A 19944-nucleotide genomic window follows, 5' to 3' on the forward strand; every position below is an offset into this window, starting at 1 on the left:
TTCTGATCATTTACTACAGTGATTGGTATTATTCAGGTTGTTATCACATAATTGTTTTTAATTTGTTATTGTTTTGTTTTTGTAATGGTACAGTTTTTAGTATTAAGTTTTACTAAAAACAGGAAGTGCCGATGGATCGCATTGCATTTATTAAAGACACACTGGATTTCTCTACGCCAATAAAGAGCACAACTTGGTTATTAGATAATGGAACACAAGTTAATTATTTAGCTAGAGGAATCATCGAAATTGTTCCTAAAAATCCATCAAGTAAAGCAATCGTTTTATCTTCAGGCATTCATGGAAATGAAACCTCACCAATTGAAATCCTTAATGACATAATCAATGATATTCAAGATGGCTTGTTAGTATTGCAACATCCATGTTTGTTTATCTATGGGCACCCAGCAGCAACGCATCAACATATTCGATTCATTGATACCAATTTAAACCGATTGTTTTCACACCACCAAGCACCAGACGATGCTATTCAAGAAGTCGCTATTGCTAATCAATTAATGTCTTTTGTTGATGATTTCTATGCTAAATATTCTGAAAAAGAAAAATGGCATTTAGATCTGCATTGTGCGATTAGGCGTTCTAAACATTATACTTTTGCAATACATCCTTTTAATCGTCATTACCAACGCTCTGAGCCATTACTTCAATTTTTAAAACAGAGTCAGATAGAGGCGTGTTTATATTCAGACGCGCCAGCATCTACTTTTAGTTGGTACAGCGCAGAGCATCATGGAGCACATGCGGCAACGGTTGAGCTAGGGAAGGTATCCCGAATGGGAGAGAATGATTTCTCGTTGCTGAGTGGTTTTATTCAAGAGTTAAAGCGATTTATTTCTTCTTCAGATACGAATGCTACGGAACTAAGTAATAGAGAGATTGCGGAGTATCAAGTCACTCGAAGCATTATGAAAAAAAGTGATGAATTTGAGTTCTCTTTTGCAGCGGATTTATCAAACTTTACCTATTTTGAAGAGGGCGAGTCATTAGCTCTTGATGGTGTTGACCACTACAAAGCAAATAGTGGTGGTGAATCGGTTGTATTTCCTAACGCCAATGTAGAGATTGGCCATAGAGCGTGTTTGCTCGTACAAAAGTGTAAATAATATGCTTATCTGTCTTATAAATTGAGTCGATGAAGTGGAAGGCTTTACCTTGGACAGTAGCTTGATATGATAGAGAAAAAATAAATAAGGGCACAATTATGACAGCACCAAGCTGGGATCTTTCTATCGCATTCCAATCACTTCAAGATCCGAAATTAAAACAGACTATTTCTCAATTAGAGCAACAGATTGCCGATTTCCCACAGTTAGACTCTGATGCCACTGTATCGCAATTGCAGCACGCTATTTTAATGAAAGAAGCTATCACTGTGAATCTTGCAACCGTGGCCAGTTATGCAAACTGCATTGCCTCGGTTGATTCTGCGAATAACGAAGCAAAAGCCTTAGTTAATCACATGACAAAGCTAGGCTCTGCATTATCACAAGTATTCAGCCCATTTTTAGATAGTATCGTAAATTCACCTCTTGAACAGTTTGAGCAGATCATTTCAGAAAATGAAGAACTGAATGCGCATCGTTTTCTGCTTGAAGAAGAGCGCAAGCTTGTTGAAAACCGCTTAAGTGTAAAAGAGGAGCAATTGCTGTCTGCGATGAGTGTTGATGGTAAAAATGCATGGGGTAAGTTATACGATAATATAACAGGCTCTATGAAGGTCACATTGGAACTTGCTGATGGTACAGAAGAAGTGATGGGGCTGTCACAAGCAGCAAGCATTTTATACGGTAGTGATACCTTACGTAGAGAACCTGCGTGGCGAGCGATTCAACAAGGTATGAAACAGAATCAAGAGAGTTTCTCTGCCATCTTAAATGCGCTAGCGGGTTGGCGTTTAACGGAATATCAAAAGCGCAGTAAAGAAAAATTGGTTCACTTTCTTGAGCCAAGTTTACATGGCAGTCGAATCGAACAAACAACACTAGATAGTATGATGTCTGTGGCGAAAAAGAATCGAGAAGTAGGACAAAAAGCTGGGCGATTAATGGCCAAAATGTTTGGAACAGAGCAGCTAACGCCTTGGGATCAACTTGCATCAATGCCACCATTAGTTGGAGACGCTTCTAATTATAGTTTTGATGAAGCCATTGATATCATAAAAGATGCATTTTCAGGTGTCTCACAAGAGATGGCTGATTTTGTTGATGTAATGGTGAAAAACGGTTGGATAGATGCAGCACCACAAGAAACCAAACGTCTTGGTGCTTATTGTACAAAGTTTGCTGACTCACGTACGCCATTGGTCTTCATGACGTGGGGTAACAGCATGTCTGATGTGCTTACTCTTGCTCACGAACTCGGTCATGCATTTCATAACTGGGTAATGCGAGACATGCCATTGTGCACGACACGTTACCCAATGACACTTGCTGAGACAGCATCTATATTTGCTGAAAACGTAGTACGTGATGCTTTGCTTGCAAAAGCGAAAACCAAAGAAGATAAAATTGAAATGTTATGGGAAGAGTTGTCATCAGCATTGGCATTGACGATTAATATTCCTGTTCGTTATGAGTTCGAAAAAGCATTTTATGAGCAGCGTTCATCAAAAGAGCTTGGTGCCGAAGATTTATCTGAGCTAATGCGTGTCACTTGGGAAGAGTGGTATGGTGACTCAATGAATGAAGCGGATTCACTTTTCTGGGCAAGCAAATTGCATTTCAGTATTCCTGAAGTAAGTTTCTACAACTACCCATACTTATTTGGTTATTTATTCAGTATTGGTGTGTATGCACAAAGAGAAGCGAAAGGGGCTGATTTCTATGGAGATTATATTAATCTTTTAAGAGATACTGGAACGATGCGTGCTGAAGAGGTGGTACAAAAACATCTACAAATGGATTTAACGCAAGAGACATTTTGGCAGCAGAGTTTGGATAGAGTTAGTAACCAAATTGACGAATTTGAACGTTTGATAAGCGAATAGAATTGAACAGTAAATAATAATACCAATTCCATTAATTAGTTGTTCATTATTACAGGTTAAATCACTCAATAGTTGCGTTAAAAATTATTATTGTAGAATAACTACTTATAAGAATTTTTGCCTTGCTCTTAAGTGATTTTCCTGCGTAATAAATAGATCACCTAATTAGTTACATTGGTATAAAAAGCGCCTCACTGAAAAGTAGAGGCGCTTTTTTATCTATCAAACTTAAACTAACAGTAATTAGTCACGGAAGTTAGTGAATTGGAAAGGTTGACCAAAATCACCTTCACGAACTAATGCCATTACCGCTTGTAGATCATCACGCTTTTTACCAGTGATACGCAGTTGTTCACCTTGAATCGCTGCTTGAACTTTGATTTTAGATGCTTTGATTTCTTTTACTAATTTCTTAGCAATTAGCGTATCAACACCTTGTTTAAAATCGATGTCTTGGTAAAAATTCTTACCTGAGTGAACCGCATCTTTGATATCCATAGCACGAGCATCAACGCCACGTTTTGCTAGGTTACCACGAAGAATATCAACTAGTTGAGACAGTTGGAAATCATCTTCAGCTTTGATTTTGATGTTTTCGCCTTTAAGTTCAAAGCTAGCGTCAACGCCACGAAAATCAAAGCGAGTTGCAAGTTCACGTGTTGCGTTATCAACCGCATTCTTCAGTTCTACATTATCAACTTCAGAGACAATATCAAAAGCAGGCATAGTTTTAATCCTTAAATTAACGAGATGTTTTAATAGTATTCGATAACATGTCTAACATAGCCACGGTATCTTCCCAACTTAAACATGGGTCTGTAATAGATTGACCATAAGTTAGGTTATTTAAATCCGTCATTGGTTGGTTGCCTTCAACAATGAAGCTTTCAGCCATAATACCAACAACTTTATTGCTACCAGATTCGATTTGAGCACAAATATCTTTGGCTACATCAAGCTGGCGGCGGTGTTTTTTCTGACAGTTAGCATGGCTAAAGTCAACGATTAGGTGAGGAGGCAAATCAACATCCGCTAAACGTTGACAGGCATCTGTCACAGAATCGATATCGAAGTTAGGCTTATCATTACCACCACGAAGGATCACATGACCAAATGGGTTACCCGCAGTGCGGTAAACTGTCATACGGCCTTGTTTATCTGGCGAGTAGAAAAAGTGAGAAGCTTTCGCTGCACGAATCGCATCCATAGCAATTTGAATATTACCATTTGTACCGTTTTTGAAACCGACAGGGCATGATAATGCAGATGCCATTTCACGGTGGATTTGAGATTCAGTTGTACGAGCGCCAACAGCACCCCAAGTGATCAAATCAGCAATATACTGACCTGTGATCATATCTAAAAACTCAGTCGCTGTAGCTAAACCCAGTTTGTTGATATCAAGGAGCAGTTTACGAGCCTTATGTAAGCCAGCTTCAAGTGCGTAGCTGCCATCTAAATTAGGATCAGTAATTAAGCCTTTCCAGCCCACAATCGTGCGCGGTTTTTCAAAATAAGTACGCATAACGATGAAAAGCTCATCTTTATACTGTTCTTGAATGTTTGCTAAGCGTTGTGCGTAATCCAATGCTGCTTCTGTATCGTGTACAGAGCATGGTCCCACAACAACTAAAAGGCGCTTATCTTTGCCAGTTAAAATTGCTTCAACCTGCGCACGAGATTGCTCGATATGTTCAGCAACATCGTCCGTAATAGGGTGAGCAGTCGTAAGCTCAGCTGGCGTTGGCATTGGGCCTAGAGGCTGAGTACGAAGTTCATCTGTTTGAAATGGCATAAAAGTTCGCCTGTTAATTCTTTTTTAATACACACCGATAAGATAACGGAAAACGAGAGGGGATGAAACCCAAAACTTTTATTGTTAGCCACAATAAGTAAATAAAAGTTAACTTGTTGTATCTTTTGGACTTGAGTTGTTGGCAATGTATCGGTATGTTCACATTAATAACAACATAAATGGTATTTACGCGTTTACTGGAGCAAGCATGACAGACACAATTTTACCGACACTTAATCGTGTTGCGAGTTTACCTTCATATCAATCAGAGACAGACTCAGACGCTTCATTGTATGTATCTATTGCCGCACTTATTCAAGAACACTTGTTTTACCATCCAAAAGCGGTAATCAAAGCACCTGAAATGACGTCAATTGATGCTCAAAGTTTTGCTGCAATCATTGAAAGTGCGGCAGATGGAAAAACGCATTTTATTGATACACTAGCAAACGTGATTCTATCGAATGTTACTGAAGCGACAAAAGAAATCAAAATTGCATTTTCAGATGCAGATAGCGCGGCTTTTGCAGGTCTTCTTGCTGGCCAACTAGAAGAGAAAGAAGCCAATCCAATGATGGGAGTTCGAGGTGTGACTCGATACGCTTCTGACGCTAGCGCCGACCAATTTGCACTAGAGTGTGAAGTGATCAAAAAGGTAATTGCAAACACATCAGCAAGTGTGCAAATCGTCGTACCATTTGTTCGTAATTTAAGTGATGCTGCAACCATTATTGATCGTCTAGCGATTCAAGGCTTACCACGTGGTTTAGATAGTTTAAAAGTACACTTTGTGTGTGATGTGCCAGCTGCAGCATTAATGGCAGATAAATTACTGCAATACTTTGATGGTATGGTGATTAATGTTGATACATTAACACAGTTTACATTAGGCGTTGATAAGCAAAATGAAGCACTAGAACATCATTTTGATCCACAAAACGATGCGGTTATTCACCTTATTGGACATGCTATTCAATCAGCGAATAAAGCAAATAAGCCAGTGTTAACCACCATTGATGAACTGGCTCAAAACCCTCGTATTCAAGAGTTGTTAGAGCAACTGAATGTCGTAGATGTTGTAGTTACAGCGTAACTTAATGTTATTAAGTAGCAATAAAAAACGCCTTTATTTCGTTAAGCAATAAAGACGTTTTTTTGTATCATAGGCTGTTTAATTATTTTTCGTCAGATATCTTTTCTATATCAATAATCTTTGAACGGTTAACAATGATTTTCCAGCGGTGCAATTGCGTGCTGTAATCATCCATTGTTTCTCTAATGACCAAATTAATTAAATGACGTTTTTCAACAGATTCTTTACTGACTTGACCATCATTTAAGTGATAAATCTTTTGAGACCCTTTCTCCATTAAACGAGCGATAGGGCGCAAATCAATCAACATGGTTTCACGAGTTTGTTCATAACCACTCATGAATTTGGTAATGGCCATTTTAGTTTGACTTTTATAGGCTAAAACGACTTCTTCACGTTGTACAACACGGTGTTTACGCAGTTTTTGAATGTCAGAATCAAGCTCAGCAAACGTCATGTAATCAAGCCATTCTAATTTTCTTCCAACATAAGTATTACTTGTTGGGTCAAGGTAGCGTTTACGCCACTTAGGTTGTCCTTTACGTATCCAACGCCACATTACATCACGTAAGTCATCCTTAAATACTTCACGCATGGCATAGATAAATGAGACAGCAAATATGAAAGAGGCCGTAATTTCACCCAAGAAACCACGAGCTTGAATCACCATTAATGACACAAAGATCATGACCACAGCCGTCGCACCGCCTTTTACCATACGCTTAATATGTTTACCTAAAGCAAGGTTCTTTTCTTTAAGCACGATAGGGAATTCGATTAAACGACGCAGTAGACGCATTTTGTTTGACATACGAGTGATATCTTCCCGAGCTTTACGGGAGTTATAACTCTTATCTAAACGATGCAGATCTTCTTTTTCACAGAAATCGATAAGCTTCTCTTTCACTTCTTTATAATCTTCATTGCGTGGCATGTGCGCAATCAGAGAAAGGAACTTCTGCTCGGTGTACCAAGAAAGGTAATTGTCGATGTTTGCGTAGTAACGCTTTAGCGTATCGTCATAAGGTACGTTACGGCGTAACTTTCTAAGGATGTCAATTGCGAGTTCAATAGCATCTTCAACTTCCTCGTGCGTAATGTCGTCACGAGTCGTATCGCTTAGTTGTTGTATCGCTTTTTCTAATGCAAGGGCATATTGATAGGCGTATAAACTCAAACTTAAACGATATTGTTCGCTCGATAAACGTCCACGTTGTGCAAGGCGAGAGTGCACAAGAGGTAGGTGGTTTTTATCACTAAAATAGGTTCGTTGGCTTTGAATCGAGTTGTAATAAAACTCAGATTCAGAAATCATATCCTTGTTTAATCCAAGCTCACCAGGAATAAAAAGAAACATTTCTAGTTCATGTTGTTTGGATTCTTCAACAATATGAGAAATTTTTAGTGATAAGCCATCCTTCTTACCAACTGTAATCACAGGAAATTCCTATAAAAATGCTAATTCATACAGCAAGCATATCAGAGTTCGGGTATAATCACCGAGTATTTTATTTAGGAATTGAAGTAATGGTTAAAATTGGTCAAATCAACAAATTAGAAGTAACAAAAACCGTAGATTTTGGTGTCTTTTTAGATGGCGAAGATTTTGGTTCAATTCTTCTTCCAAGTCGTTTTGTTCCAGAAGGCACAGAAGTAGGCGAAGCACTGGATGTGTTTATCTATTTTGATTCAGAAAATGAAGTGGTAGCAACAACTGAAACGCCAAAAGCACAAGTGGGTCAATTTGGACTAATGAACGTGATCGGTACAAACAGTATCGGTGCATTTGTGGATTGGGGCATTGCGAAAAAAGATTTGCTTATTCCATTTAGTGAGCAACGTGGTCGTTTAAATGAAGGTCAATCAATCCTTGTTTACGTATACACAGATAAAGCCTCTGGTCGTATCGTAGGAACAACACGTTTCAACAAGTGGTTAGATAAGACACCAGCAAACTACGAGAAAGGTCAACAAGTTGATATCTTAATTGCTGAGCGAACGGATCTTGGTTACAAAGCCGTTGTGAATGGCGAGCATTGGGGATTAATTTTCCACTCTGATGTGTTTGGCAAACTGTTCATTGGTAAGCAACTAAAAGCATTCATTAGTGATGTGCGTGAAGATGGTAAAATCTCATTATCACTTCAACGTCCAGGTAAAGCACGTATGGATGACTTAAGTGAAAAAGTGATTGCGACATTAGAGAAGAAAGACGGTTTCTTACCGCTAAGTGATAAATCATCACCAGATGCTATTTTTGCTGAGTTTAGAACCAGTAAAGGCACGTTTAAGAAAACCATTGGTGGTTTATATAAAGCAGGCAAGATCACCATCGAAAAAGACGGTATTCATCTAGTTAAATAACGTTTTTACCCCAAAAAATAGCCCGTAACTATTCCTGGTCACGGGCTTTGGGAAACGGCTCATCGCGAGCCTTGCGCTAATAATAAAATGGAAAGCATTACCTTATTTAGCGTAGTTCAAGGGCTCATCCTGTCCAGTTTTTCTTCAATTTATTTTCTTCAATTAGATATCTTGATAATGGGTGATTTTATTACGTCCATTATGTTTTGAGTAATATAGCGCTTTATCCGCTTGTTCAATCACATCATCTAATAGTACGTTTGGTTTATTAATTGTCGTAATCCCAGCGCTCAGAGTAATGTCTTCATGAAGCGTATTATAGTTTGAGATTTGAGTACGTATTTGGTCGGTAAATTCAATGACTGACTCAATGTCATTATCTCGAATAAAAAGAATAAACTCCTCACCACCATAACGACCAGCTAACACATTAGGGTATTGAGCCATTGTTCTACCCACGATAGCGATCACCTTATCGCCAACCAGATGTCCGTAATTATCATTAATACGTTTAAAGAAATCGATATCCAATAAAATAATCGAATAGGGCTTAAATTTGTTATTACTGTTACTCGATTTTATGAGTGGCGATACCTTACTATGAAACGTCCCACGGTTGTACAAGCCAGTGAGATAGTCTCTATTAAGTACATTAACTAATTTTCTGTGGCGATGGTTAAGTAACAGCATCAAAATCAAGATTAAAGCCGTTAAGCTGATCACTAAAGTCAGTAAGCTATACAGCAATGTATTTGTTGGTTGATTTAATTCATCTCGAGAGATACCAGAAATGATCGCCCAGTCTAAATAAGGGTAATAGATAAACAACACATCTTTTTGGTATGTTTTATTATCTAAAGTAATTTGGTAAGTGTAATCCTCAATATCCATACGAGAATGATCATTTGAGGTGGTTTGGTGTTGATTCATTTGTAAATTGTACGTATGAGCAGATTGGCGTATCTTCTCTAACAATCCATCAGCGTGAGAGCCTATTAGATCACGAACATTTTCGCCTTCATAGCTAGGGTGCAACAGCAGATTGCCATTTAAATCGATGACATATACATAGCCAGTCTCACCATACTGGTACTTGTCTAATTTATCTTTTAATAAACTTTTATCAATAAAGTGAAGAAGCTCATCTTTATAAGCACTTGCGGATACGATCAGATCAGAGTCAGGTAAATAAACGGAGTAAGTGATTTTCTTTCTTGGCTTCTCATCCCCAGGGTTCGTCCATAAGTACTCAACAAAATTATCATTATTCCCAATTTGTTGTTGAATATGCAGGTACTGGCCTACATTACGACCCTGAAAAATAGGGTGGTAAAGCAAATCCCCGTTTGAGTTTAGAATGTAAGGATAACCGGTATCCCCAATTTTACTGTCGTTAATATAATTTTGTATGAGCCTTCTTTTTTGCTCAGCATTTAATACAGGAGAGTTTTGAATTTGAGAGATAAATTCAGCAGAGGTTGTCACTATGCCTTTTAAATAACGCTTGATAGATTCATTAAGTGCAGTGTCTACAATATCGTAACTGGCTTCAATTGAGTTATTGAATGCCTGAAAGGATGAGGTTTTGATCGTTTTTTCAACAGATTTAAAGTTTTTGACACTAAATGTAAGCGAAACTGCAGCCATTCCAACCAAGATTAAGATGATGATTGGCTGCAAGAACGACAAGCGTTGAAGACGAGATTGAGGCATAAGATAAAAATCCTTTTAACGGTACATGCAATTGTATTGGAAAGTATGGACTCTATCAATATGTTCTGATTTTATTCGGATTGAATGAGAAATAGACAAACGATTGATAATGAAAAAAAATTACTTGCAGACTGATTCTGAACTCGATAATATCAGCCTCGTTCTAAAGGAATGCGTCTGTAGCTCAGTTGGTTAGAGTACTACCTTGACATGGTAGGGGTCGGTGATTCGAGTTCACTCAGACGCACCATTCCTTCTGTTTGTTTTTGTCAAACAACAACTATTGATTTAGTCACAATAGATTTTATAGAAGATTTAGAACACAGTGCGTCCGTAGCTCAGTTGGTTAGAGTACTACCTTGACATGGTAGGGGTCGGTGATTCGAGTTCACTCGGACGCACCATTATTTAAACGAAGAAGCCCACCTAGTGTGGGCTTTTTTGTGCCTGCGATTTGTTGTTTTAAATTTAAAATACTAAATATGGCCTCAACTCCTCAAGATTCCCTAAGATAATCTGCTGTCCTTTGGGGTTCGAGTTCAATACATTGATATCAATATTATATGCGTCTAAAACATAGCGTACTAAAGCAGCGTTAGTCGTTATGTGCAGGTTTCCATTTTTCATACCATAATCGTTAGCAATGATCGCTGCTTGAGCTTCAGTTAATCTAGGGTCTGGCATTAATTCGATATAAAGCTGAGTGTTCCAAGTTTTATCTTCATCTTTTCCCATTACTATTTTATCGTTGATGTCAGGAATACCACGAATACGACTAAGAACAAAATCTCTGTAGTCTTTGGAATGCTCACAATAAGCACGAACATGCCAACGCAAAGGGGTACAGACGAGCGTATGTGGAGAAATAATTCGTTCAACTTCCTCGCCACCTTTCAAAGATGTGTAGCTTATATCGACACGTTTTTTCTCTCGAATAGCTTGAACTATCGAACGTAAAATATCGGGTGAGATATTCCGTGTTACGGGACGGACCATTGTCGTATTTTCAAAGCCCATATCAAGCTCATCAAAAGTTACCATCATGTCTTCAGTGCGAGATAAAACATGTAAGTACTCGTCTGCATGACCTCGTGTAAGCTGAGGAGTAAAGCTCTCACTGGGTTTATAGCCTTTTAAATGTTTGTCGTAAATTAGGTTATCAGGTGCGATATTTGCTAAATAACTGTTTATATCTTTTGATGCTTGTTGGCGACCAATACCAAAGCTTTGGATTAGATGATTGGTAGTCAACCTTCCTTCCCATAACGCAATAATCTCAATCATTCTGTATCGAAAAAGAAGATCCCATCGAATTGGCCATTTGGCCATAGTTTGTTTCCTGCCTAGTTATGCTACGTGTATATGTAATCAGTATTTACCTGTCGTTAATAGCGTCATATTGTTGTGAGTACAAATGGTAGTCAATAGGTCGATGGATACCTTCTTTAATTAATCGACTCAGTTCGCAATACCCATTAGGGTTTTATGAAATACTTGACATTATCTATATGATTAAATTGGATTTGATGAAATGAAGCTTAATCAATACCTCACGAAGATTTCACAAGGAAAAACGATAAATTTAGATAGGTTTATCTCCAGCATGCCTCATTCTGATTTTAATGAGTGGCGTAAAATATACAGTGCTACGCGTGTCCGTGGTGGTTATAACTTGACGATACTTGATGAGAAACGACATAAAGAGCTTTTTGAACCAGAGCTAAGTAATAGAGTTAGTGCATCTCATGTTGGGCGTTCGCATGATTTTTCGAGCAATTACGCACATATATTAGTTCTTAACCGCATCACAGAATCTCAGATTCCGTTTGTTGTTGTATCTAACCTTGAAGGTTACAAAACAGAAGGGAAGCTTATTGGTAAAAAGGCTGTTCTTATCGAAAATATTGAGAATTTTTATCGTTATCGGGAGTTTTTAGAGTTCATTGGTCACTCTTCGATGATAGATAGTTGTGACATTATTTTTGGTTCAGGTAATCAAATATGTCATCACTTGAATCACTCGTTTCTTTCCAGTTATGACGAACTTTATTGTGCTCAAGACGTAGAATTAGGCGGTTTAACAATATACAAAACGCTCAAAGCATATCTTCCTCAGAGCAATTGGCTAGCGCCTAGTGACTGGGAAGTTTTCAGAAATAAATTTAAGCTTAAACCCAAAAATAGTACCCATCTTGAGAAAGCCATACAGCTCGCTCGTGATCTTGAGTTGAACACAGAAGCGGATCTCATGAATCAAACGCGTTTTTTCTTAGAGCAAGAAGCTCTACTACCAGAATTATCACAGGACTAACTCATGTCTAATAAAGCAATCGATAACCTTTTGATCAGTATATCTCGTCTTGTAGCCGTAGATTCTGCGGGTGTTGCCATCGCAGAAATTGATTTGCGTGAAGGTGGAATACTGATAGGTGGCGGAAATATCGGTAAAACCTCAATCCTTAATGCAATAAGATTATTTTTATTGCCGGAAGAAAACTTTAAAGACTCGGCAAAGAAATTTGGGTTTTCAGACAAAGAAGGTAAATTTTATACTAACGATGAGAGTTTCGAGCACTATTTCCCAAGCAGTACTAGCTTTCTGATTTTAGAGTGTGACAATTACTTAGGTGGTCCTTTACCTCATTGCCAGATTCTGTATAGAGGCAATTCTGATAAGTTGGATTATCGTCGAATGTTTACCTCATTGCGTTATGAGCAGATTCGACATCTTTTTTGGGATGCAAATGCTGGAGAGGATGGAATTGGTGGACGAGTAGAAGATTTAAGTCCAACCAAAGTTCAAGCCTTCCTCAAGCGAGAAGATAAACATTTTAAGACACTTATGCGTTCGGCGGCAATTAAAGACGTGATTTACGCAAATCAACTGCTAAATATTGATGCAATGCGCTTTTGCCTCTTCCCACTAAGTACGACGAGCGATGCTGACGTCGATGCTTTTCGTGCATTAGTTCGTTTGCTGTTTGATATGAAAACCGGTTCTGACACAGTACGATTAGCCATTGCTAATATCATTGAGTCGCAGAAAAAAGAGCGTAAAGATGAACTCAACTTTGATATTGATGCTTTTATTGCGCATAACGAATCACTGACGCGTCGTGAAGAACTGCTAAAAAATATCGATAATTTAAGGCCAGAGTTTGAAGCACTGTCTGACAGTCATCAACAGTTAATGAAAAATAGAAACGCTGAAGATGAGTTAATGCAATATGCCATGATGGTGCAAAACCGAATAGGTAATGAAAACCAAGCCTTAGATTTAGAAAATACTCAACTAGAACAGATAGAAGTTAAAACGCGATCTGCTAATAAAAATTGCAGTGATATAACTGATAAACAGAAGAAATTAGAAGGGGAGAAGAAAGTACTATTTCGTCAGTATAAAAAACTCGATGAAATTGTGCAGAAAACTCAGCTGTTAGTAAATTTATACGATGAGTCAGATTCTCTCGAAACGATTGTATCAGGTCATAGACAGCATTTAACTAATAAAAATAACGAGCTGGAACTGAAACAAGATGCTGAAAAGCGACAGAAAGAATTGGATGAACTTGAAGAAGAGATTAAAAAGTTTGAAGAAATGGAACGTCGCTTTCAATCTTCAGTAAATAAGCAGGAATTTAAGTTATTTAATCAATTACCTAAATTTATTTGGGAGAAGGTAGCTGCAGTAAACTCGGAAGTGGCAGAGGCTAACCCTGAAAGAGAACTCACCTCATCAGAGAAACATGCGATAGAGTCTTTTACTGATTTAATTGAGGTTAATGGCTTAGGTTATGAGCTATTTGGTGTAAAACTGGATGCGATTTCTGTCGATGGTCGAGAGTCAGATCAAGTTAAGCTAGATAAAACTCGAGCCGCTCTTGAAAAGAGCCGTAAACGTGCAGCAGAGATTAGCGCAATAGGTAATGAAACTCGCCTGGAAAGAGTTAAAGCTATCACAGCACTTGAGACAGAAATTAATCGTACTAAGGCAGACATTGATCTGTTATTGGCCTTCAATAGTAATGCACAGCAGCTTAATAATGTCAGTGAGGAGCTTGACCAAGCTAAAATTAAAGAGCAGAGACTTGAAGAGCAACTTGAAAGTCAGAAAGTAGTATTAGCGCAAGAAAGAGAAGCATCTGAATCGCAAAAAATCAAAGTAGATCAAATTAAATTAGACCTAGAGACATTAGGTAATTATCACGTTCGGGTTAAGGCAGAGCTTCAAGCCAATGCTTTACCTACTATCGACTTTTCTGTATTGCCAGATCATACAGTAGAACTAAATGAAGAGAACTTACAACATCGTATAAAAGCTCTGCAAAATAAGCGACAAGCGAAAAATGAGATTGTTGAAAAAGTTCAAGGTTTTGTACGAAATCAGGTGCTTGAGAACGATGATAAATTGATGTCTGCTCATATTGAGGATGATCTACTAGATCACGCCTTCCAACAACTTCAGTTGCGTTATCGTGGCTTAGATGAAGAGTTCGATATTCTTCGTAAAAACTTTGTTGAGCATAAGCATTCAGTTCACGCCATTATTAATGAATTAAAAAATAATCGTGAAATGGTGCGCCAGTTTGAACAGAGTATTAACCGATCTTTTAAGGGTGTTGCTATCAATGATTTAGCAGAGGTCGAAGCAAATATAAAAGTGGAAGCAAGGTTCAGTGATTTAGTTAGTGAAATAGAGCACTTAGATACGCATTCAGACCAAAAAGCATCAGATCAATTTATTGAACGCCTTAAAGCCTTTAGTAAAAAGTTTTTCCCAGATGGCAAAGCAGCGCTGTTGACGATGGAGCAGATTGTCTCTGGTATTGCTTATCGAGTGAAAAAGCAAGGACAGACAGGCTGGGAGAGTAAATCACAATCCACCTCCACAATAATGCTCATCAATATCAAGTTGGTTGAAATTCTCCTTGGTAGATTAAGAAACAGTGCGTGTACAACTCAGTTTCCTTTAATTATTGACGAAGGCGCTTCCGTTGATAGCTCACAGTTTGATTGGCTATTGCCCAATATGAAACAAGCTGGGTTTAGAGTATTAAGTGCATCGACCAATTCAGCATCCAGTGAGATCATCTTTAAATTCGGACAACATTTCCGATTAGATGCGATGCGTACCGCAACTCCTTATAGCGCAGCGCGAACCATCGTGTTTACGGGGATGCCTGACAGTTTTATTACAGAAGGAAGCGCATTGGATAGAGAACAGCTTGATATGTTTGGAGATGCAGATGAGTGATCAACGGCTTCTAACTATTCCGACGTTTTCTATCATGCTTGAACATCACACCATTATGCGCGACATTATTCGTGAAATGGATGAAAAGAGTGAGCCTTATGTACGTGAAGCAACCTTTATTTCTAGGTTACATCGCTATATTCAAGGACAAAATAAAGATAAACAGAAACAGCTGCGCACAGCTTTCTCTACAGAGAACTTACTCGCTGCTCATATTTTGGTTGATAAAGATGAATTTGGTGGTGAAAGTCGACTGATCTTTGATCGTTCCGTGATTGGCGTGTTTCGACTATTTGACCGCAGTCTATTTCAGGATTTGACCGATGTAGCATTGAAAATTCAACTCGGAGGAATACGTTTATTATTAGCTAAACTTCAATCGAATACTTTGCTGTTTAGCGATAGTGATCTTGATTTTAAAGAATTGATAGATGAACTGTTCCATCGCTTGAGTGAGTTGTTAAATAGCATCCGTTTGAACTTAGTTAAAATGCAGATGATTAACCAAGAGTTGAGTGAGGCGAGTGAATTAGCCGCTAAATCAGATAATCCACAAGTTTTTTCGGTGTTACAACGAGAATCTATTGAAAAAATCTCGTTACTTTTGTCTAGGCATATTTTACCAACTCGACAGTTTCTTGATGAAAAAAGTCGTTTGAAAGATGGTCCTAACTTATTTGAATGTCTGCAAAGTTTGCGTAGCCAGTTTGAACACCACCAAGATTACCAACGTTCAACAGCAATGCTGAAATATGAGGTGAGCTTTAACAGTTTTCATTCACAAATAAGTAAGGTATCTCAGTCGGTTGATCAGTTTTTGGCTCGTTCAAAAAAACGCCTTAAACAGTTTAATGCGATTGAAATGGCATTTAGTGATCTTGTCAAAGAACTAGATGAGACAAGGCATAACCTCAAGCGTAGCCAGATTGATGGGCAATTTGCACGTGACAATGGCTCATTCCTTGGGTTAATGCAACAGGCAAGACCAAAAGTACTGCGTATTAGCAGTTCTGAAGCTTATCTTAATAACGTAGTCAGTGATATAGAAGCAAGAGTAGCTGATCAAGATTTGCTAGAAAATAATCGTTATGTTGATTTAATGAGCTCTAAAGATGATTCTACAGAGCGAAGACTAGAGCGAGCTGAATGTATATACAATTTGGTCAAGCAAATGAAAATGACAGAATATCAAGATTTAACACTTGCACTGCAACGGAGGCTCAAAGGTAATTTACCTGATTATCATTTTATTGATTTGCTAGAAGGGCTAAATTTTCTGATGCGTAGCAATGAAATGCTTGATGGTCATGCAGTAAAAGTAACTAATTTCCGTAATCGTATAGTTCAAGGCGATACTGCGTATTTATATCGTAAAATTCGAACAGAGAGAGTGACACAATGATGACAGCTTTTTCCCAAATAAGTATGGCTAAAAGCCAGCAGATTTACTCAACCTTTGTTAACGGAAAGGTGATCACAAAGCAAACTTATGATCTTTATCAGCAGAGCTTTATAGAAAGTACTCTCTATACTGAGTTGTACAATAATCTTGAGCATTTTACCCAGCTCTATCTACATATTGGTTACAATCTGAATTTTAACGTTGAAGGGGAGTTTTTCTATATCAGCCGTAGTGAGGCAGAAGAAGATGCAGATACCAACGCCACCAAGATTCAGGCAATATTATTGATTATCGCCCGTTATTGGGTAGATAAAGGTTTTGATCTAGACGATCTAACTACTCCGGTGATTGGATTAGGGCGCTCTGCACTAGAAGAAATTGCAGAACAAACTATATATGATGATATTCGACAGGCGCTTGGAATCGAAACGTGGGATAAGGCGCTAAACTATCTTGCAGATCGAAACTTTCTCTATCCTTGTGGTGATAAACACTATGTTTTAAGTTCAGCCGGAATGCATTTTTTAAATTTACATGTGGAGAAATACTCACAAGAGTAAATTTAAGTGATTCAACTATTGCTGGATGATCAGCCTTATTAGACCTATGAATTATATTTTATTCATGGGTTTATTTATTATGAGAAATTGAACGCAGGCATTTAGTTAAATTTAGCATAAAGTTGATGGAAAAACGCTAGAACATATATTGATTAAGGAAATTAAAAACGTCTAATCAATCGGAAACTTTTGCTTTTGGTGGAGGACGCGCATTATTTTAATGCTCTCTCCATCAATCATGTATGAAACAATCATTGATACTTCAGGAATAATGAGTAGTCGTCCTCTGATATTTTCACGTTGCACACCCATTTGAGGTTGATCTAACAAAGTCTCAACCTTCTGTTCGATGGTGTTATCTGTTCTTTCAGCGACATCTGGGTTAAAGTCGTAAAGAAATTCAAATATTTTTTCACGATCATTTAAAGACTCTTCTTCCCAAAAGATCATTTATCTTTGGCCTCGAATTCGAGCTTTACGCTCAGCCATAGTTTCTTTTGCTTCATTATGACTAATAAAGTTAGTTTTACCTGAATCGAATTTATCGAAAGCTAAATTCACTTGCTCAGTTAACCATTGGTCGTGAGATAATGCTTTACGCTGTTGCTCTGCCATTTGCTCTGTCAGTTCTCGGCAAGCATCACTTAGAGTACGGCCTTGGCTCTCAGCAAATTGTTGAGCTAATAGCTTAACTTCATCATTAACTCGGAATTGAATTCTAGTATCCATAATTTAGCCCTTAAAGTATGTGCGTACAAATGTTAGCACAATATTTAGTGGTCGCAACTAACAATCGGTTTAAGTACGACAAACACAGTGTTGTTTTTCGATATTAAAAAGTATCATGGAAGCGAACAATGCTGGGCTTATCCCATAAATAGATGAATCAATGGAAGTATTTCATCACTGACACACAATGTAATTAAGTTAATGTTGAGAATAACTATTTAATGAGCAATAAAATGCCATAAACTCAGCAGAATCAAATGATAAAACCATTTATTACTTGTGCATACATCTTATTTTTATGACAATACTCGAAAGTTTTTATCAAACAGATGAAGTTGTGAGAAAAGTATGAAACAGAAAAAAAGTATTATTCTGGTAGCGTCGCTAATGTCTTCGTTAGTTCTTACTGGTTGTGCGTCAAACGATGAGCTGATCGGACAACAAAAGCAGCATGCAGAACAAATTAACACCTTAGAATCAACAGTAAGTACGTTAGAGTCTCGAGTAACAACGTTAGAGAACGAGTTACAAGCTCAAAAAGAAACGGATAAAGATATTTACCAAGAAGTAAACAAGCTAAATACAGAGCAAGGTAAATTGAAACAGCAAGCACAACAACAAGTTGAGCAAGCAGATAAGTTCTACACAATCAAACAAGACGATACGCTTTACAGCATTTCAGTAGAGTTTGGTTTAACAGTAGATGAACTACTTCAATTAAACCCAAAAATTGAAAACCCAAGACGTCTACTTATCGGACAAATCATCAACATCAAATAATGGTGTTAAATGAATAACAAAAAAGCCGCTAATCAATAGCGGCTTTTTTTATGGTTTGTAGAAGTGTGGATTATCTTTCTAAGGCTTCTTTAATTCGCTGCATCGCTTGAATAAGTACTTCACGAGGACAACCTAGATTTAAGCGAATAAAGCCTGAACCTTCATTGCCAAACGCAATCCCCATGCTTGGAACTATTCCTGCTTCTACTAATTTACGCTCTAGTTCTTTATCTGTTAGTTCAAGATCTCGGCAATCTACCCATGCTAAATAACCTGCTTCTGGTGGGGTAAAGCGTAGCTCTGGCAGTTCGCTTTCAATAAAAGTTGCTAGGGTAGTAATGTTCTTTTGTAGATAGGTTTTCAGTTCATTTAACCAAGGCGCTGAAGTTTGATAAGCAGCAGTGGCAGCACACATCGCCAAGCTATTATAAACATCCATGCCGTGAGCGTCTAAACGGCGAACCAAACGTGCTTTTAACTCTTGATTTGGGATCATGAAATTAGAAATACGTACAGAAGATAAGCCGAATGTTTTACTCGCTGCGGTAGCGACAATCAGTTTTTGTTGCAACTCTTCTGGCAATGATAATGCTGAATGGTAAGTGTTATCTCCCATTGCTAAATCGCCCCAGATCTCATCACTTAACAACCAAACATCGTATTGATGACATAGCCCTGCTACAGATGTTATCTCTTCTTTTGACCATGCTTTACCGACAGGGTTGTGAGGGTTACAGAAAATCATCACTTTAGCACCTCGCTGAAAACAAGATTCTAAATGAGCAAGGTCGATAGTGTAGTTTCCTTGCTGCTCAATTAATGGGTTCTCAACTAATACGCGGTCATTAAATTCAACGATTTTACGAAACGAACCATAACCCGGTGTTTGCATTACCACTTTGTCATTGGTTTCAGTCAGTAGCTGAATTGCCATTGAAAGTCCTGGTAATACGCCATGTACGGTGGTTATCCATTCTTTTTTAATACCAATGTCGTGCTGCTCTTTATACCAAGCGATAATTGCTTGGTAGTAGTCATCATTACGTTCAGCATAACCAAAAATACCATGGTCAATGCGGTTATGAAGCGCTTCTAATACGTGTGGTGGCGCTTGAAAGTCGTAATCAGACACCCACATCGGTAATCGGTCTGTACCATCTAATCCGAGCTTTTCTTTCATGAAATCCCATTTTAATGAGCCTGTGTTACAGCGGTTGTGAATGCAGTCAAAAGAAGTTGTCATGAGA

At 38.0% G+C, this 19944-nt stretch carries 17 protein-coding genes and 2 tRNA genes; 11 read left to right on the top strand and 8 right to left on the bottom strand.

Going from position 1 to position 19944, the window contains the following annotated elements; translation table 11 throughout:
- Nucleotides 1–131 precede the first annotated feature (131 nt).
- Nucleotides 132–1124: a succinylglutamate desuccinylase gene (locus HC728_RS12665; RefSeq protein WP_190395572.1), complete on the top strand. Its 993-nt coding sequence runs from the start codon at nucleotides 132–134 to the stop codon at nucleotides 1122–1124.
- A gap of 98 nt (nucleotides 1125–1222) precedes the next feature.
- Entirely contained in the window at nucleotides 1223–3007 is a 1785-nt protein-coding gene (locus HC728_RS12670; RefSeq protein WP_190395573.1) for a M3 family oligoendopeptidase, read from the top strand.
- A gap of 243 nt (nucleotides 3008–3250) precedes the next feature.
- Here HC728_RS12670 and HC728_RS12675 read toward each other — a convergent pair whose 3' ends face one another.
- Entirely contained in the window at nucleotides 3251–3733 is a 483-nt protein-coding gene (locus HC728_RS12675; protein WP_005419131.1) for a YajQ family cyclic di-GMP-binding protein, read from the bottom strand.
- Nucleotides 3734–3749: 16 nt separating this feature from the next.
- Nucleotides 3750–4802: a 3-deoxy-7-phosphoheptulonate synthase gene (locus HC728_RS12680; RefSeq protein WP_011261854.1), complete on the bottom strand. Its 1053-nt coding sequence runs from the start codon at nucleotides 4800–4802 to the stop codon at nucleotides 3750–3752.
- 208 nt (nucleotides 4803–5010) lie between these two features.
- On the opposite strand from HC728_RS12680, the gene HC728_RS12685 reads away from it, so the two are divergent.
- Nucleotides 5011–5895 carry a putative PEP-binding protein gene (locus tag HC728_RS12685; protein WP_005419135.1) on the top strand — a complete coding sequence of 295 codons (885 nt, stop codon included), beginning with the start codon at nucleotides 5011–5013 and terminating at the stop codon, nucleotides 5893–5895.
- 82 nt (nucleotides 5896–5977) lie between these two features.
- Here the strand turns inward: HC728_RS12685 and HC728_RS12690 are convergent, their stop codons facing one another.
- Nucleotides 5978–7333: a hypothetical protein gene (locus HC728_RS12690; protein ID WP_005419137.1), complete on the bottom strand. Its 1356-nt coding sequence runs from the start codon at nucleotides 7331–7333 to the stop codon at nucleotides 5978–5980.
- An 89-nt stretch (nucleotides 7334–7422) separates the two neighbouring features.
- Between HC728_RS12690 and HC728_RS12695 the strand changes: the two genes are divergently transcribed.
- The gene (locus tag HC728_RS12695; protein ID WP_005419139.1) at nucleotides 7423–8259 is read left to right on the top strand and encodes a S1 RNA-binding domain-containing protein; all 837 of its coding nucleotides are present in this window, start codon (nucleotides 7423–7425) and stop codon (nucleotides 8257–8259) included.
- 162 nt (nucleotides 8260–8421) lie between these two features.
- Here HC728_RS12695 and HC728_RS12700 read toward each other — a convergent pair whose 3' ends face one another.
- Nucleotides 8422–9972 (bottom strand): diguanylate cyclase, encoded by a 1551-nt coding sequence (locus HC728_RS12700; protein WP_190395574.1) that lies wholly within the window; start codon nucleotides 9970–9972, stop codon nucleotides 8422–8424.
- A gap of 173 nt (nucleotides 9973–10145) precedes the next feature.
- Here HC728_RS12700 and HC728_RS12705 point away from each other — a divergent pair.
- Both HC728_RS12705 and HC728_RS12710 read left to right on the top strand, forming a co-directional pair.
- Nucleotides 10146–10222, top strand: a tRNA-Val gene (locus HC728_RS12705).
- A gap of 77 nt (nucleotides 10223–10299) precedes the next feature.
- Nucleotides 10300–10376: transfer RNA gene (locus tag HC728_RS12710), tRNA-Val, on the top strand.
- Between the two features lie 64 nt (nucleotides 10377–10440).
- Here HC728_RS12710 and HC728_RS12715 read toward each other — a convergent pair.
- Complete coding sequence (locus tag HC728_RS12715; protein WP_190395575.1) at nucleotides 10441–11301, bottom strand: YafY family protein; 861 nt, start codon at nucleotides 11299–11301, stop codon at nucleotides 10441–10443.
- A 202-nt stretch (nucleotides 11302–11503) separates the two neighbouring features.
- Here HC728_RS12715 and HC728_RS12720 point away from each other — a divergent pair, with 202 nt between their 5' ends.
- The 4 genes from HC728_RS12720 to HC728_RS12735 are packed head-to-tail and all read left to right on the top strand — an operon-like array spanning nucleotide 11504 to nucleotide 17188.
- Complete coding sequence (locus HC728_RS12720) at nucleotides 11504–12283, top strand: DUF2220 family protein (RefSeq protein WP_190395576.1); 780 nt, start codon at nucleotides 11504–11506, stop codon at nucleotides 12281–12283.
- 3 nt (nucleotides 12284–12286) lie between these two features.
- Nucleotides 12287–15226, top strand: a complete 2940-nt coding sequence (locus HC728_RS12725) for a hypothetical protein (RefSeq protein ID WP_190395577.1) — start codon at nucleotides 12287–12289, stop codon at nucleotides 15224–15226.
- A complete protein-coding gene (locus HC728_RS12730; protein ID WP_190395578.1) occupies nucleotides 15219–16628 on the top strand; it encodes a hypothetical protein in 1410 nt (469 codons plus the stop codon). Before HC728_RS12725 ends, HC728_RS12730 begins: the two co-directional genes overlap by 8 nt.
- Nucleotides 16628–17188 carry a hypothetical protein gene (locus tag HC728_RS12735; RefSeq protein WP_155677825.1) on the top strand — a complete coding sequence of 187 codons (561 nt, stop codon included), beginning with the start codon at nucleotides 16628–16630 and terminating at the stop codon, nucleotides 17186–17188. Before HC728_RS12730 ends, HC728_RS12735 begins: the two co-directional genes overlap by 1 nt.
- A 171-nt stretch (nucleotides 17189–17359) precedes the next feature.
- Here HC728_RS12735 and HC728_RS12740 read toward each other — a convergent pair whose 3' ends face one another.
- Nucleotides 17360–17638: a type II toxin-antitoxin system mRNA interferase toxin, RelE/StbE family gene (locus HC728_RS12740; RefSeq protein WP_065595169.1), complete on the bottom strand. Its 279-nt coding sequence runs from the start codon at nucleotides 17636–17638 to the stop codon at nucleotides 17360–17362.
- Nucleotides 17639–17917, bottom strand: coding sequence for a type II toxin-antitoxin system RelB/DinJ family antitoxin (locus tag HC728_RS12745; RefSeq protein ID WP_017019676.1), 279 nt, complete (start codon nucleotides 17915–17917; stop codon nucleotides 17639–17641).
- 348 nt (nucleotides 17918–18265) lie between these two features.
- Between HC728_RS12745 and HC728_RS12750 the strand changes: the two genes are divergently transcribed.
- Complete coding sequence (locus HC728_RS12750) at nucleotides 18266–18697, top strand: LysM peptidoglycan-binding domain-containing protein (protein ID WP_005419142.1); 432 nt, start codon at nucleotides 18266–18268, stop codon at nucleotides 18695–18697.
- A 70-nt stretch (nucleotides 18698–18767) separates the two neighbouring features.
- Here the strand turns inward: HC728_RS12750 and HC728_RS12755 are convergent, their stop codons facing one another.
- The gene (locus HC728_RS12755) at nucleotides 18768–19940 is read right to left on the bottom strand and encodes a MalY/PatB family protein (protein WP_190395579.1); all 1173 of its coding nucleotides are present in this window, start codon (nucleotides 19938–19940) and stop codon (nucleotides 18768–18770) included.
- Between the last annotated feature and the right edge of the window lie 4 nt (nucleotides 19941–19944).

This window comes from Aliivibrio sp. S10_S31 (assembly GCF_014694495.1).
Taxonomy (GTDB): Bacteria; Pseudomonadota; Gammaproteobacteria; order Enterobacterales; family Vibrionaceae; genus Aliivibrio; species Aliivibrio fischeri.